The sequence below is a fragment of the Vibrio rotiferianus genome (assembly GCF_002214395.1).
Lineage (GTDB): Bacteria > Pseudomonadota > Gammaproteobacteria > Enterobacterales > Vibrionaceae > Vibrio > Vibrio rotiferianus.
In genome coordinates this window covers 3,020,864-3,034,734 of the sequence record NZ_CP018312.1, presented here as the reverse complement: position 1 = coordinate 3,034,734, position 13,871 = coordinate 3,020,864, and the positions used below count along the sequence as shown (strand labels likewise).

11 protein-coding genes and 1 pseudogene are annotated in these 13,871 nt (G+C 46.0%); 7 read left to right on the top strand and 5 right to left on the bottom strand.

The features are described 5' to 3' along the window. Positions 1–252 precede the first annotated feature (252 nt). Positions 253–940: pseudogene (locus BSZ04_RS23215) on the bottom strand (glutathione S-transferase family protein). 152 nt (positions 941–1,092) lie between these two features. Beyond that, positions 1,093–1,932, bottom strand: coding sequence for a 23S rRNA (adenine(2030)-N(6))-methyltransferase RlmJ (locus BSZ04_RS23210; RefSeq protein ID WP_010444885.1), 840 nt, complete (start codon positions 1,930–1,932; stop codon positions 1,093–1,095). Positions 1,933–2,335: 403 nt separating this feature from the next. Between BSZ04_RS23210 and prlC the strand changes: the two genes are divergently transcribed. Continuing rightward, positions 2,336–4,378, top strand: coding sequence for an oligopeptidase A (prlC, locus tag BSZ04_RS23200; protein WP_088881490.1), 2,043 nt, complete (start codon positions 2,336–2,338; stop codon positions 4,376–4,378). An 82-nt stretch (positions 4,379–4,460) separates the two neighbouring features. Here prlC and asnC read toward each other — a convergent pair whose 3' ends face one another. After that, on the bottom strand, positions 4,461–4,925 hold the full coding sequence (asnC, locus tag BSZ04_RS23195; protein ID WP_010444891.1) for a transcriptional regulator AsnC: 465 nt from the start codon (positions 4,923–4,925) through the stop codon (positions 4,461–4,463). 116 nt (positions 4,926–5,041) lie between these two features. On the opposite strand from asnC, the gene BSZ04_RS23190 reads away from it, so the two are divergent. From BSZ04_RS23190 to BSZ04_RS23180, 3 genes are all read left to right on the top strand, one after another. After that, positions 5,042–8,167, top strand: a complete 3,126-nt coding sequence (locus BSZ04_RS23190; RefSeq protein ID WP_088881489.1) for an ABC transporter substrate binding protein — start codon at positions 5,042–5,044, stop codon at positions 8,165–8,167. Positions 8,168–8,263: 96 nt separating this feature from the next. Continuing rightward, complete coding sequence (locus BSZ04_RS23185) at positions 8,264–9,043, top strand: class I SAM-dependent methyltransferase (protein WP_088881488.1); 780 nt, start codon at positions 8,264–8,266, stop codon at positions 9,041–9,043. 207 nt (positions 9,044–9,250) lie between these two features. Further along, positions 9,251–9,850 carry a hypothetical protein gene (locus tag BSZ04_RS23180; protein WP_088881487.1) on the top strand — a complete coding sequence of 200 codons (600 nt, stop codon included), beginning with the start codon at positions 9,251–9,253 and terminating at the stop codon, positions 9,848–9,850. Between the two features lie 73 nt (positions 9,851–9,923). Here the strand turns inward: BSZ04_RS23180 and BSZ04_RS23175 are convergent, their stop codons facing one another. Together BSZ04_RS23175 and uspA are read right to left on the bottom strand one after the other, a co-directional pair. Then, on the bottom strand, positions 9,924–10,802 hold the full coding sequence (locus BSZ04_RS23175; protein WP_088881486.1) for a carboxylate/amino acid/amine transporter: 879 nt from the start codon (positions 10,800–10,802) through the stop codon (positions 9,924–9,926). A 70-nt stretch (positions 10,803–10,872) separates the two neighbouring features. Beyond that, a complete protein-coding gene (uspA, locus tag BSZ04_RS23170; RefSeq protein WP_010444901.1) occupies positions 10,873–11,298 on the bottom strand; it encodes a universal stress protein UspA in 426 nt (141 codons plus the stop codon). A gap of 210 nt (positions 11,299–11,508) precedes the next feature. Between uspA and ftnA the strand changes: the two genes are divergently transcribed. The 3 genes from ftnA (at position 11,509) to BSZ04_RS23155 (ending at position 13,846) form a co-directional block, all read left to right on the top strand. After that, positions 11,509–12,036 carry a non-heme ferritin gene (gene ftnA, locus BSZ04_RS23165; RefSeq protein ID WP_010444903.1) on the top strand — a complete coding sequence of 176 codons (528 nt, stop codon included), beginning with the start codon at positions 11,509–11,511 and terminating at the stop codon, positions 12,034–12,036. Positions 12,037–12,126: 90 nt separating this feature from the next. Then, entirely contained in the window at positions 12,127–12,450 is a 324-nt protein-coding gene (gene uspB, locus BSZ04_RS23160) for a universal stress protein UspB (RefSeq protein WP_010444905.1), read from the top strand. A 202-nt stretch (positions 12,451–12,652) separates the two neighbouring features. Then, the gene (locus BSZ04_RS23155; protein WP_088881485.1) at positions 12,653–13,846 is read left to right on the top strand and encodes a BaiN/RdsA family NAD(P)/FAD-dependent oxidoreductase; all 1,194 of its coding nucleotides are present in this window, start codon (positions 12,653–12,655) and stop codon (positions 13,844–13,846) included. Positions 13,847–13,871: the final 25 nt, after the last annotated feature.

Sequence of the window (13,871 nt, the reverse complement as noted above, 5' to 3'; positions counted from 1 at the left end):
AATTTTTGTCTGACAACAATTACATTGGGGTAGTGGGTGATGAACTCAACATCCCTAAATAAATTGTTACCTGCCTAAGCCTGTTGAAGTGACTTAAGCATGATCCGTTGTCCCTATCATAAATCGAGTCTAGCAATTTCCTAAATGGGAAAAAGTGACATTACTTATGACAAATAGCGATGAGAGGATAGCAAAGCGGAATAAGGCGCTATTCCGCTTGGTGTTTTTCATGCTTAGGGTAAGGAAAGTTCATTAACCGCAGCAGCTTGATGTGCCACAGCCTGACTGGGCTTGCACGTCTTTACCATCCGCAAGATAAGTGTTGGTTAGGTAGAAATCGCTAAACAGCTGCACGAAGTCTTCCGATACTGTCTTCTCTACTAATCCTGATTCTAGGATGTGCTTTTGCCATGCCTGCATTTTTGGCAGACCACAGAAGAAGTCATAACCAGAGTGCGCTTTGACGATGGCAGCACGATGCAGAAGCGGCAACCAAGCCATGTCTACATTGCTTAGTTCATCGGATTTAAAGAACTTGGTTTCACCAGACAGTTGGTTTTCTGCTTTTTGGAACGCTTTGATCAGCTTCTCTGCGCGCTCTTCAAAGGTTGCTTGGTCTTTACTGCCCATGGTGCCGCACTGAGGCAAGTAGTGTTTTGAACTTAGGTAGCTCCATGCGCGATCCAGTGCACGTTGTTCGTTTGTCACACCTTGCTCTAATGGACCGTATTCGTCTTCGATGTATTCGATGATCGCATCCGATTCAAACAGCGCCGTGCCAGATTCTGTCACCATCACTGGTACTTGGCCGTTTGGTGAGATGTCTAGGAACCATTGTGGTTTGTCTTTTAGGCTGATGTATTCAATCTCGTAAGGGTTCTAGTGCTGCTGTTACGCGTTGAACAAATGGGCAAATTTTAAAACTGATAACTTTAAGCATGGTCATTTCTCTCTATGTTTTAGCTTGTTTACATCCCTAAGACGCAGGCAAAAAAGAAAAGACGAAGCGCAGACGAAAATTTTTGAAAAAATAAATAAAAAAAGCGCAACGAGGTCATCGTTGCGCTTTAAGATTCTGAAATTCAGTGTTTTTTATTCTGGAACGATCCAGTCGACTTTCCAGTGGCCGGTTGCTGGCGCGATTGCTTCTTGCAGGAATGGCAGAATTTCTTTCATCTGGCTTTCCAGTTTCCACGGTGGGTTAATCACGATCATGCCCGATGCCGTCATGCCACGCTCGTTGGTATCTGGAGAGACGCCCAATTCGATTTGCAGGATTTTGCGAATGCCAAGCCCTTCCAAGCCTTCAATCATGTCTTCGATATCACAGCGGTTTACCACTGGGTACCAAATCGCGTAGATGCCTGTTGCCCAACGTTTATGGCTTTGGAAAATCGCTTGCACGACGTCGCGGTACTCTTTCGCTAGCTCGTATGGTGGGTCAATTAGCACCAAACCACGACGTTCTTGCGGTGGCAGACTGCCTTTCAGACGCTTGAAGCCATCTTCTTTGTAGATGCTCACTTGACGATCGCGATGGAACTCTTGTTCCAGCAGTGGGTGATCGGCTGGGTGCAGCTCAGTCAGAACCATGCGGTCTTGTGGGCGGATTTGCGCACGTGCAACGCGCGGTGAACCAGGGTAGAAACGCAGCTTTTCACCGTTGTTCAATGTTTTGATTGAATCGATGTAGCTTGCGATGTCTTCAGGAATGTTTGGGTTGTCCCAAATGCGCGCGATGCCTTGTTTGTATTCGCCCGTTTTTTCAGACCATTCGTGAGTCAGATCGTAGCGTCCCACACCCGAGTGGGTATCGTGATAAACAAACGGCTTATCTTTCTGCTTTAGTGCATCAAGAATGAGGCTTTGAACGATGTGTTTTACCACGTCAGCATGGTTGCCAGCGTGGAAGCTGTGGCGGTAACTTAACAAATTAAACTCTCGAAACACTCTTTGACTGAGTGTGGTCTGTGATTTTCGCGATATGGCGGTATTATACTCAAGTAACTTAAAGAAGTAGAACTTCGATTCAAATCAGTATCACTGATAGGGATTCGCTATTGAAATTTCTTTAAGTCACCCATACTTAGTATGAGTAAACAAATTGAACCTAAGTGGGATTGCACCGCTCCAATAGAGTGCGAAACCTGACTTAGGCATAACAAGACTCAAGGACAGAGTAAGCACTCTTTGACCGATTTGGTCATTGCTGCATCGAGAAAGGGAACGGAGATCCCCCCATCCATGTTGTTGGCTTGCCTGTGCATTGAGTTCGCCTATTTCTATGCAAATGCGAATGGGCAAATACAGAGCCAAAACACAAAAGGAATTATTCATGTCTAATCCACTTCTTACGTTTACGGATCTTCCTCCGTTTTCGCAAATCAAACCAGAACACATTAAACCTGCAGTGGAGCAGGCGATTGCGGATTGTCGTGCCAAGATTGACGAGGTACTAAAAGACAACACAAACCCAAGCTGGACCAGTGTGATCGCGCCAATTGAAGAAGCGGATGACCGCTTGAGCCGCATTTGGTCACCAGTGGGTCACATGAACTCAGTAGTGAACAGCGAAGCGCTGCGTGAAGCGTATGAAAGCTGCCTACCAATCCTGTCTGAGTACGGTACTTGGGTTGGTCAGCATAAAGGTCTTTACGAAGCGTACAAAGCGATCAAAGCAAGCGAAGAGTACGCGACGCTAACGCGTGCACAGCAGAAGACCATTTCGGATTCACTACGCGACTTCGAGCTTTCGGGCATCGGTTTACCATCAGACGAGCAACATCGCTACGGCGAAATCAGCAAGCGCATGTCTGAGCTGAGCTCAAAATTCTCCAACAATGTGCTAGATGCAACCATGGGTTGGACTAAGCACGTTGCAGACGAAAAAGACCTAGCGGGTATGCCAGAATCTGCACTTGCAGCAGCAAAAGCAGCAGCAGAGGCAAAAGAGCTCGATGGCTACCTAATCACGCTAGATATCCCATCTTACCTACCGGTTATGACGTACTGTGATAACCAAGACCTACGTAAAGAAGTGTACGAAGCGTACGTAACGCGCGCTTCTGACCGTGGTCCAAATGCAGGTAAATGGGACAACTCAGAAATCATCACTGAGCAGCTAAAACTGCGTCATGAAATCTCTCGTATGTTGGGTTTCAACACTTACAGCGAGAAATCTCTGGCAACTAAAATGGCAGAGAATCCTGCGCAAGTTCTTGGCTTCTTGAACGATTTGGCAACCAAAGCGAAACCACAAGGTGAGCGCGAAATCGAAGAGCTACGCCAGTTTGCGAATGCGGAATTTGGTGTCAGCGAGCTAAACGTATGGGACATCGCGTACTACAGCGAGAAGCAAAAGCAGCACTTGTTCCAAATTTCGGATGAAGAACTGCGTCCTTACTTCCCTGAATCAAAAGCGGTAAGTGGTCTGTTTGAAGTGCTAAACCGCGTGTTTGGTATGACAGTGACAGAGCGTGAAGGCGTGGATACTTGGCACGAATCAGTGCGTTTCTTTGATATCTTCGATGGCGAAGGCACACTGCGCGGCAGCTTCTACCTAGATCTATACGCACGCGAACACAAACGTGGCGGTGCGTGGATGGACGATTGCCGAGGTCGTCGTGTGACGCTAGCGGGCGAGCTACAAACACCGGTTGCTTACCTAACGTGTAACTTCAACCGTCCTGTGGGCGACAAGCCTGCACTGTTTACGCACGATGAAGTCGTGACTCTGTTCCACGAGTTTGGTCACGGTATCCACCACATGCTGACGCAAGTAGAAACAGGCGCGGTATCGGGCATCAACGGTGTGCCTTGGGATGCGGTTGAGCTACCAAGTCAGTTCCTAGAAAACTGGTGTTGGGAAGAAGACGCGCTGGCGTTTATTTCTGGTCACTATGAGACTGGCGAACCGCTACCAAAAGCGATGCTAGACAAAATGCTAGCAGCGAAGAACTTCCAGTCGGCGATGGGCATCCTACGTCAGCTAGAATTCGGTTTGTTCGACTTCACTCTGCACACAGAATACGACCCAGAAGTGGGTGCTCGTGTGCTTGAAACCTTGGCAGAAGTGAAAGAGAAAGTGGCAGTTGTACCAGCGGTTGAGTGGGCGCGTTTCTCACACAGCTTTGGTCATATCTTCGCGGGTGGTTACAGCGCAGGTTACTACAGCTACCTATGGGCAGAAGTGTTGTCTTCAGATGCGTTCTCTCGCTTTGAAGAAGAAGGCATCTTCAACAAAGAAACCGGTCTAAGTTTCTTGAACAACATCCTAGAAATGGGTGGTAGTGAAGAACCAATGGAGCTATTTAAGCGCTTCCGTGGTCGTGAGCCTGAAATCGATGCGCTACTGCGCCATTCTGGTATCGCAGCGTAATCTCATTGAGAATCAAGATGGGCAGCCAAGTGGCTGCCCTTTTTTATTTTCAGATTCGTTTTTTGTTTATTGATTCAACTTGTTATGGGTTTACGTTGCGATTGATTGGGTTTTGCAGTGAAATCAGCGTCTCGGTAGATTGCACTTCGTCGATCGCTTGAAGCTTATCAATCAATACAAATTGCAGCTCCTCAATTGACTTGCACATCAATTTAACGAATATGTTATACGCGCCCGTGGTGTAGTAAGCTTCTACCACTTCATCGAGAGCGTTGAGCTTTTCTAGTGCTGAGTGATAGTCGCGTGCAGCATTAAGGTTGATGCCAATAAAGCAACATACATCGTATCCTAGCTTTTTAGTATTGACGATAACCTCTGTTCCCTCGATGATGTCGGCCGCTTTCATTTTCTCGATGCGAACATGGATGGTGGCAGGGCTAACATCAAATTGCTTTGCCATCTCTGCATACGGTGTGCGTGCATCGGCCATCAGCGTTTTTAAAATGGCACGATCAAGGTCATCGAGTTTAGGTAGACTCGCGTTCATATTAGTAATTCCGTTAGGATATGAGGCTTTGAGTTCATTTTATACTCACCATGAATAGGATTCACAAGGTTTAAGCAGAGATAACCGAGAGTTGGCTCTGATATCACGGAGATGATGTGCAGGTTTTACTGATTTTTATTGCGATATGCTGGAGTAGCGTTGCCATCGCGCAAGAGCAAAAAGTTCTTGTTGTGCATTCCTATCATCAAGGCTTTTTCTGGACGGACTCTATTCAGAGGGGAATTGCGCAGCAAGTGGCTGATCGGTCGTTGGATATGCGCGTTTTGTATCTAGACTCGAAGCGCAACCAAAGCCCAACTTTTTTCCAACAGCTTGACTCTCTGTATCGCACTAAGCTGTCCAAAGAGCGTTTTGATGCGATTGTCGTTAGCGACAACAATGCGTTGGCATTAATGCAGCGTTTAGCGCCCGTAATTAAAGACACGCCAGTTATCTTTAGTGGTATCAACAATTATCATGCTTCACTTCATCAAAATCTTAACGCGACTGGCGTTATTGAAGATATTGATCTCGCTGCAAACCTAGAGCTGATTGAGCGACTGCATCCTAAATTCCAACAAATTCTGATTGTTAGTGACCACTCGGTTACTGGGGCAGCACTTAGAGCTCAGGTTGCCGATTTTCTCGAACAAACGCCCAAATATCGCCACAAAGTGACACATTTAGTGCCAGATACTATCGATGAGCTCAAACAACAGGTGTCAGAATTAACCCAAGACAACGTCGTGTTGTTTTGGACCTATTACCGAGATAAACATGGCGTAGTTAGTACCGATCGTGATTGGCGTGAGGTGAACCAAGCTTCGAATGCTCCTCTCTTTATGGTGCACGATGTCGGCTTAGGACATGGTGCTGTCGGAGGCGTAATCCAGAGCGGTTACCGACAGGGGTTTGAGGCAGCTCAACTGCTTGAGCAAGTGTTAGATAACCCTAAAGCACCGTTACCATCCGTAATAAAAAGCGAATCAGAAATAAAATTAGATTATCAATCGGTGGTTCGCTGGGGTCTTGGCGTAGAGCAAGAGCCGACGGGTGTATTTCTTAATAAGCCGATGCCATTTTCACAACGTTTTGCAAAAGAAATCAAAGTCTTTGGCAGCGTATTTGTGCTGATGTCCATTGTAATCTTGCTATTGAGTTATTACTTACAGCGTATCCGTCGTAGCGAAGCGTCTGCTCGCGAGGCTCAAACGATTTTAGAATCGGTTTTCGACCAAAGCATGCAGTATATGGGCATACTCGACCAACACGGTTTATTAAAATCCGGTAACGATCGTCTACAGTCTCTCCTCTATCATCAAGATTTACGACTCGATCGTCCACTGTGGCACCACAAGCACTGGAGTGTCGATGCACGCCAGAAAATATCTGAATTCTTTCAGAATCATCACCGACAAGTGACGACTTTTGAAGCGGATATTTGGAGTAAAGAGCATGGTGCGATGGTGTTGGAAGTTTCACTCAAGCCTTTCTCTCAGAAGGTCGGAAATGAAAACCAATACTTGTTCGAGGCACGTGATATTACCAGCCGTAAACTTATGGAAGACAAGCTTTATCAGCGTGAAGCGAGCCTACGTAATTACTACGAACAGCAACCAGTGATGATGGTGACATTGGACAGCAATAATTGCATCCAAGAAGTAAACCGCTTTGCTCAGCAACTGTTGGGGTATCAACCGCTGGACATGCTTGGTCATCGCTTGCGAGAGTTTTATTCAGACGACAAGGCACTGTTTCCGCGTCAAGTTTTGCTTCAGCCAAACCATGTTGTCCATGGTGTGTGGCGAAGAGAGATAGAGTATCTTCATGCGGACGGTCATTCCGTCTGGGTTCGCGAAAATATTCGTCCGTTACGAGATTCTGACCAGTTACTGATCGTGGGTGAAGACATCTCAGAAACGAAAAAACTGGCCAAACAGCTAGAATATCAAGCACGTTATGACTTGTTGACTGACACTTACAATCGCAACCACTTCGAACTAGAGCTGCAAACCGCACTGCGAGAAGTGGAAAGTCATCGCCGTGTGCACGCAATGTTGTATCTCGATCTTGATCAGTTGAAAGTGCTCAATGATACCGCGGGTCATGATGCTGGTGATGCGGCGATTCAGTTTTGTGCCAGTATGTTGGAAGAGGTCTTGCCTTATAGTGCCATTTTGGCACGAATGGGTGGTGATGAGTTTGCTGTACTACTCAAAGATTGTGGTGAACATGGGGCGATCATGATTGCAAAATCGATTATCTCGACACTGAGTAAACAGCCATTCATTTGGGAAGATATTCGTTTGCATATGAGTTGCTCCGTTGGTATTCGGGTTATTGACCACACAGCTGAAACACCGCAAATGGTGCATGCGCAAGCGGATTCAGCTTGTCATGTTGCCAAAGAGCTAGGGCGGAATCGCTACAACTTGTTTAGCCACGATAATGAAGAAGTACAGCAACGACAGCGAGAAATGCAAAGTGTTAATTTGGTACACGATGCTCTAGCTGGTCAACGTTTGGAGCTATTCGCGCAACGCATTCTTTGTCTACAGCACGAAGATTCGAAGATGAACTTTGAGATATTAGTGCGGATCCGCAATTCTCAAGGAGAATACATCTCTCCCGGTATCTTTATGCCAGCATCAGAGCGCTACAACATCGCTCACTGGATTGATAAACAAGTGGTGAATCAAACCTTGGAGTGGTTCGAGCAAAGACCAGAAAAGGTGGAGAATCTTGGACGATGCTCGATAAATTTATCTGGTCACTCAATGGGCAATCAGGAATTTATCGATTTTCTATTAGAACGTTTGGAAACGTCTTCTATGCCTTGCGATAAAATCTGTTTAGAGATCACTGAAACAGCGGCAATGCGTAACCTTGATCAAGCGATCGCATTTTTTACCAAAGTGAAAGCGCTTGGCTGCATGATTGCTTTGGATGATTTTGGATCTGGCCTATCTTCTTTTGGTTATTTAAAGAAACTTCCAGTAGATATCGTGAAAATTGACGGCTTATTCGTGAAAGATATGGATAAGAATGAAACAGATCGAGTCATGGTTCGTTCGATTAATGATCTTGCTAAACAGATGGGTAAAGTGACGGTCGCTGAGTTTGTTGAAAACAGCCAGATTATCGATCATTTACTAGAACTTGGTGTCGATTATGGACAAGGTTATGTTATCGGGCATCCCAAACCTCTGGCGCAGTTAGTCGAAGAGCTTGAACAAGAGTGATCGTGCTAGAGTGAGTGAATAGGCTAGCCTAGCAATTCACCGGCCATTAGGTATACACTCAGCGTCAGTTAAACCGATTTTTACTGGAGCCTCCTTTTGCAACTGCAATTGATTTGTGAAGACCCATCTCAACAGTCTAACCTTGATGAACTCGCTGCGCGTTGGCAGCTTTCTCACACAGATGACAGTGACTTTGCCTTAGTCCTCACGACAGAGCGTTTAGAGCTGCGTAAAGTGGATGAGCCAAAGCTGGGTGCGATCTTTGTGGATTTGATTGGTGGCGCAGTAGGTCATCGTCGCAAGTTTGGTGGCGGTAAAGGTCAGGCAATCGCGAAAGCCGCGGGTTTGAACAAAGGTGCAACCCCAACGGTACTGGATGGCACAGCGGGTTTAGGGCGTGATGCGTTTGTATTGGCGTCGTTAGGCTGTAAAGTGCAAATGGTTGAACGTCACCCAGTGGTTGCTGCATTGCTGGATGATGGCTTGGCACGTGCGAAACACGATCCAGAAATTGGCACTTGGGTATCAGAGCGCATGTCTTTGATTCACGCTTCTAGCCATGATGCGTTGGAACAATTGGCGCAAGATAAAGACTTCGTTCAGCCAGATGTGGTTTATCTCGACCCGATGTACCCACACCCTGAAAACAAAAAGAAATCGGCATTAGTAAAGAAAGAGATGCGCGTATTCCAATCTTTGGTCGGTGCAGATCTTGATGCAGATGGTTTGCTGGCACCAGCAATGGCATTGGCGAGCAAGCGTGTGGTGGTTAAGCGCCCTGATTATGCGGACTGGCTTGATGAGCAAAAGCCAAGCATGGCAATCGAAACCAAAAAGAACCGTTTCGATGTGTATGTGAAGGCATCAATGGCTTAACTCGCCTAAACACCTGACGACAAAAAGCTTCTTCTCACAGCGCCTGATTTGGCGCTGTATTTGTATCTGGCGTTCGCTCCGCTTATTGATACTTTTCTCTTGCTAATTCGGCATACTGACTGTATATCTAACTAAGAATTATTATTATTACACTTGTGTGATGTCGTAGAGTAAGACAGTCGAGAATTGGGAAGCTGGAGTAGTAGCATGGCGAAACGATTATGTAAGATGAGCCGCAAACAGATTGCTGAGAGTTTGGGTGACATTCACCGCTTGGTGGTAGCACCTAAGTTTGTCTGCCGCTCTTGTGCTCGCTCTTCTGCCTCGAAAGATACCTTATGTAAGCCAGCCGCGATTCCTCCTCAAAAATGCCAAGATAAGCCGTTGTCTGAACAGCAAGCATGTGGTTTGTTGGCAGAGGCGCTACCAACTCCATCCCTTACACAAGATACGCCAATCATTATGGCGCCTGAGCAAAGCGCAGAGAAAGCGGCGATCGTGAAGCGCGTAGTGGAACGAGTGAAAGAGAAAAAATTGGCAGCGAAAGTAGCAGCCGTAACCCCTGCCACTCAGCTAGAGACGTCAGCGATGTTTGATTTATCAGATAAGAAAGCGCTGAAAAAGGCGAAAAAAGCGGTTAAGAAACACTATAAGCAGCAGAAAAAGTTGCTTAAATTAGCCAAAAAGCAGCAAAAATTGCTCAAACGCCAGCGCAAGCTTGAAGCGCGTAATGCCAAACTTGAGGTGCTGCTACCAACACCACCTAATGCGTTGATGAGCACAAGCTCGCAAGCCAAAGTGCATTAATCGAATCAACAAAAAACGCTCTCCAACTGGAGAGCGTTTTTTTATGGTTGGAATGTTTGTTGGGATCGATGTGTTACTTGTTGGCGTAACTCATCTCTACGCGCTTTTTCACCCAAGTCTCATTGATCCACAGCGACAGCATGATGATCGCGCCGCCAATAGCAAGTCGCGTCACATCAACATCGCGGTTCCAAATCACGATATTCACAATCAATCCAGCAGGGACAAGCGCGTTGTTCATCACCGCAAGTGCGCCAGCATTGACCATAGTCGCGCCTTTGTTCCACGCAAAGTAACCAAAGCCTGATGCGATCAAGCCTAGGTACGTCAAAATACCCCATTGCGTTGCTGTGGTTGGCATCTTGTCTAAGTTCCCCATCAGAGCAAAAGCAACAGTCGCCACGCACAATGCTCCTAAGTAGAAGTAACCAAACACCGTGTGCTGTGGTAGCTCAACTGGTTCGGTTTCCATAATGTACTTGTAGCCGACCTGACCGATGGCAAAACACAGGTTTGCCCCTTGTACGACCAAAAAGCCCATCAAGAAGTTTTCATTGATGCCTGCAAACTTAATCCACGCCGCGCCTAGCACCGCAATAGCAGCGGTAACCAAATACCAAGGTGAAAAACGACCTTTCAAAAAGTCATAAATCAAGGTGACATAAATAGGTGTGAATACGGTGAACAGCAGTACTTCTGGTACAGAAAGGAGTAGGAAAGATTGGTAGTAGAAGCAATACATCAAACCGAGTTGGAAGCCGCCGACGATCATCAGCTTTGCAATCAGAGACTTGCTTACGCCACGGAATTTTAAGAAAGGGATGAAGACAAGGCTCGCCAACGCAACGCGCATGAAAACGGAGAACCAAGAATCTACCTGACCGGCTAGGTAAACGCCGATCAGGCTAAATGAGAATGCCCAAAGTAGGGTAACTGCGGATAGATAAGCCATGGATGAGAATCTTTATCAACAACAAATATGCCCGCAGTCTAACCAAGTTTTAAGGTCACGCCAATGCAAATTAGTCTTTTAGCGGTACGACCAGCATGTCGACTGGTGAGCAGTTAATGAGCTGACGAGTCGATGAGAGAATCTTGCTCCAGAAGTCTTGGTGATGACCACAAACGACCAAATCGATACTGTAGTCTTGAATGGTATCGCACAGTTCGTTACTTAAATCACCGCTACCAACCAAAGTATGCGTGATTGGGTATCCCGCATATTCCTCAAAGTTGGCCAATTGTGTGCGCGACGCTTCCATTGCTTGGTGTTGCGCCTCCGCCATATTGATATCGATAAGCCCGGTGTAAAGTTCGGCGTAATTCACATCGATATGAATGAAAGAGACTTTCGCATCCAGAGGTTTAGCCAGTGATACGGCTTTCTTAATCAACACTTTACTGTCGTCTGATAGGTCAACTGCCACAAGTATGTGTTTGTAACTCATATTGCCATCTCCTTGATAAGGTCATACTGTCAGATTAGCACTAAGTCTAAGATAATTTTGCTGAAGTGATCTCATATCAATCTAGTAGGTAGAATCTCATGGCAAAGGAATCATGTTATAGTGGCGTTATACCCAAGTGACTTTGTTGTCTTTGAACCATCTCTTTTGAGGTCATTTGGGTATATTGCATGCACATAAATAGGAGTTAACATGCTGTCTCAAACTATGGTTGAACAATTGAATGAGCAAATTAACCTAGAATTTTTCTCATCCAATCTATACTTACAAATGAGTGCTTGGTGTGAAGACAAAGGTTTTGAAGGTGCGGCTGAATTTTTACGCGCTCACGCCGTAGAAGAAATGGAGCACATGCAACGTCTTTTCACTTATGTGAGTGAAACTGGCTCAATGCCAATCCTGGGTGCAATTGAAGCACCAAAGCATGATTTTGCGAGCCTAGGTGATGTTTTCCGTGAAACCTATGAACATGAGCAAATGATCACGGAAAAAATCAACAAACTAGCGCATGTTGCATTTACAAGCCAAGACTACTCAACGTTTAACTTCCTACAGTGGTACGTGGCTGAACAGCACGAAGAAGAGAAGTTATTTAAAGGGATTTTAGACAAGATCGAATTGGTTGGTGAAGATGGTAAGGCATTGTTCTTCATCGATAAAGATCTAGCACAAATGGCAAAAGAAGGTTCATCTTCAATTATGGATGCTCCAGCTGCATAACGCGTTCTCAACGCGATAAGTAGCGGGTAAAGGACGAAGCATTGGTCGTCTTTTTCTCTTGAGCATCATTGAAGATGTAGGGAGGAAAAGATGATCAGTGGAGACACAATCTTATTTGCGCTAATGGTTGTAACGGGACTGAATATGGTTCGTTACTTAACCGCTCTTCGTTCTCTAATTTACATCATGCGTGAAGCACATCCTTTGCTGTATCAGCAAGTGGATGGTAATGGATTTTTCACTACTCATGGCAACGTCACCAAACAAGTGAGGTTGTTCCATTACATTAAAAGTAAAGAATATGACCATCACCACGATGAGATCTTTACGGGGAAGTGTGAGAGGGTACGTGGACTCTTCATTTTATCGACCGCTTTACTCGGTGTAACCCTACTGGCTGCCTTCATTCTATAAGCCAGCAAGCAGTGCTTGGAATTTAAGCGCTTTTCCCGCTCGACTTTTGTCGTTAGAATAGCGCCCGCAGAAAGCAAGGATGTGCATTACGCACATCCTTTTTTATTTTTGGACTTATATACCCCAAGTCATTCTCGCTGAACCAAGCATCTTGAGGTTACTTGGGTATAAACCAATTTAAATAAGTAATTGAGCGTTACCGATGAGTAAGAAATTTGATGTTGTTGTAATTGGCGCTGGCGCGGCAGGTTTGATGTGTGCTGCGGAAGCAGGTAAGCGCGGACGCAGTGTGCTCGTGCTGGATCATGCGAAAAAGCCAGGACGTAAAATCCTTATCTCAGGTGGTGGTCGTTGTAATTTCACTAACTACGATGTTTCCGCAAACAACTACTTATGCCAAAACCCGCATTTCGTGAAATCGGCGCTGTCGCAGTACACCAACTGGGACTTTATTTCGATGGTCAGTAAGCATGGTATCGAGTTTGAAGAGCGCGATCACGGACAGCTATTCTGTGTTGACGCGTTTACCGCAAAAGACATCGTTAAGATGCTACTAGCAGAATGCGACATGCCAAACATCCAACAACGCTACCAATGTGATGTACATTCGATCGAGAAAACCGATGCGGGCTTCCGTCTGCATGCCGGTACTGAAACTATCGAATGTGAATCTTTGGTGGTTGCCACCGGCGGTCTGTCGATGCCTAAGCTTGGCGCGACGCCATTTGGCTACAAGATTGCTGAGCAGTTCGAGCTTCCAGTGATTACCACTACGGCAGGTCTAGTGCCGTTTACACTGCATAAAGAAGACAAAGAAGATTTCGCTGAGCTATCGGGCATTGCGATCCCGGCAGAAATCACCGCGCAAGACGGCACCATGTTCAAAGAAGCGCTGCTGTTTACTCACCGCGGCTTATCTGGTCCATCTGTTTTGCAGATTTCTTCGTTCTGGAAAGCGGGTCAGAAGGTGACAATTAACCTCGTGCCAAACGACGACATCGCAGAGTTGCTAGAACGCAGCCGTGAGAAGCATCCGAACCAATCCCTAAAGAATACACTGGCGAAAGTGCTGCCAAAGCGTTTAGTTGAAGTGCTGATCGAGCGTAAAGAATTAGCAGATAAACCACTTAAACAGTTCAACCCGAAAGAGATGGCAAACATCGTTGAACGTCTAGAGAACTGGGCTGTGGCACCAAACGGCACAGAAGGCTACCGCACCGCGGAAGTCACATTGGGTGGCGTAGATACTGATCACCTGTCTTCAAAAACCATGGAATGTAAGAACATCAAAGGTTTGTACTTCATCGGTGAAGTGATGGACGTAACTGGCTGGTTAGGTGGTTATAATTTCCAGTGGTGTTGGTCGAGCGGCTTTGTCGCTGGGCAGTGGGTTTAATTAGATCGAATAAAAAGACCGAGCT

Coding starts and splice junctions, on each gene's coding strand:
- asnC (WP_010444891.1), bottom strand. CDS start 4,925: ATGAACGCGAGTCTACCTAAACTCGATGACCTTGATCGTGCCATTTTA.
- uspB (WP_010444905.1), top strand. CDS start 12,127: ATGATCAGTGGAGACACAATCTTATTTGCGCTAATGGTTGTAACGGGA.
- ftnA (WP_010444903.1), top strand. CDS start 11,509: ATGCTGTCTCAAACTATGGTTGAACAATTGAATGAGCAAATTAACCTA.
- BSZ04_RS23180 (WP_088881487.1), top strand. CDS start 9,251: ATGGCGAAACGATTATGTAAGATGAGCCGCAAACAGATTGCTGAGAGT.
- BSZ04_RS23155 (WP_088881485.1), top strand. CDS start 12,653: ATGAGTAAGAAATTTGATGTTGTTGTAATTGGCGCTGGCGCGGCAGGT.
- prlC (WP_088881490.1), top strand. CDS start 2,336: ATGTCTAATCCACTTCTTACGTTTACGGATCTTCCTCCGTTTTCGCAA.
- BSZ04_RS23175 (WP_088881486.1), bottom strand. CDS start 10,802: ATGGCTTATCTATCCGCAGTTACCCTACTTTGGGCATTCTCATTTAGC.
- uspA (WP_010444901.1), bottom strand. CDS start 11,298: ATGAGTTACAAACACATACTTGTGGCAGTTGACCTATCAGACGACAGT.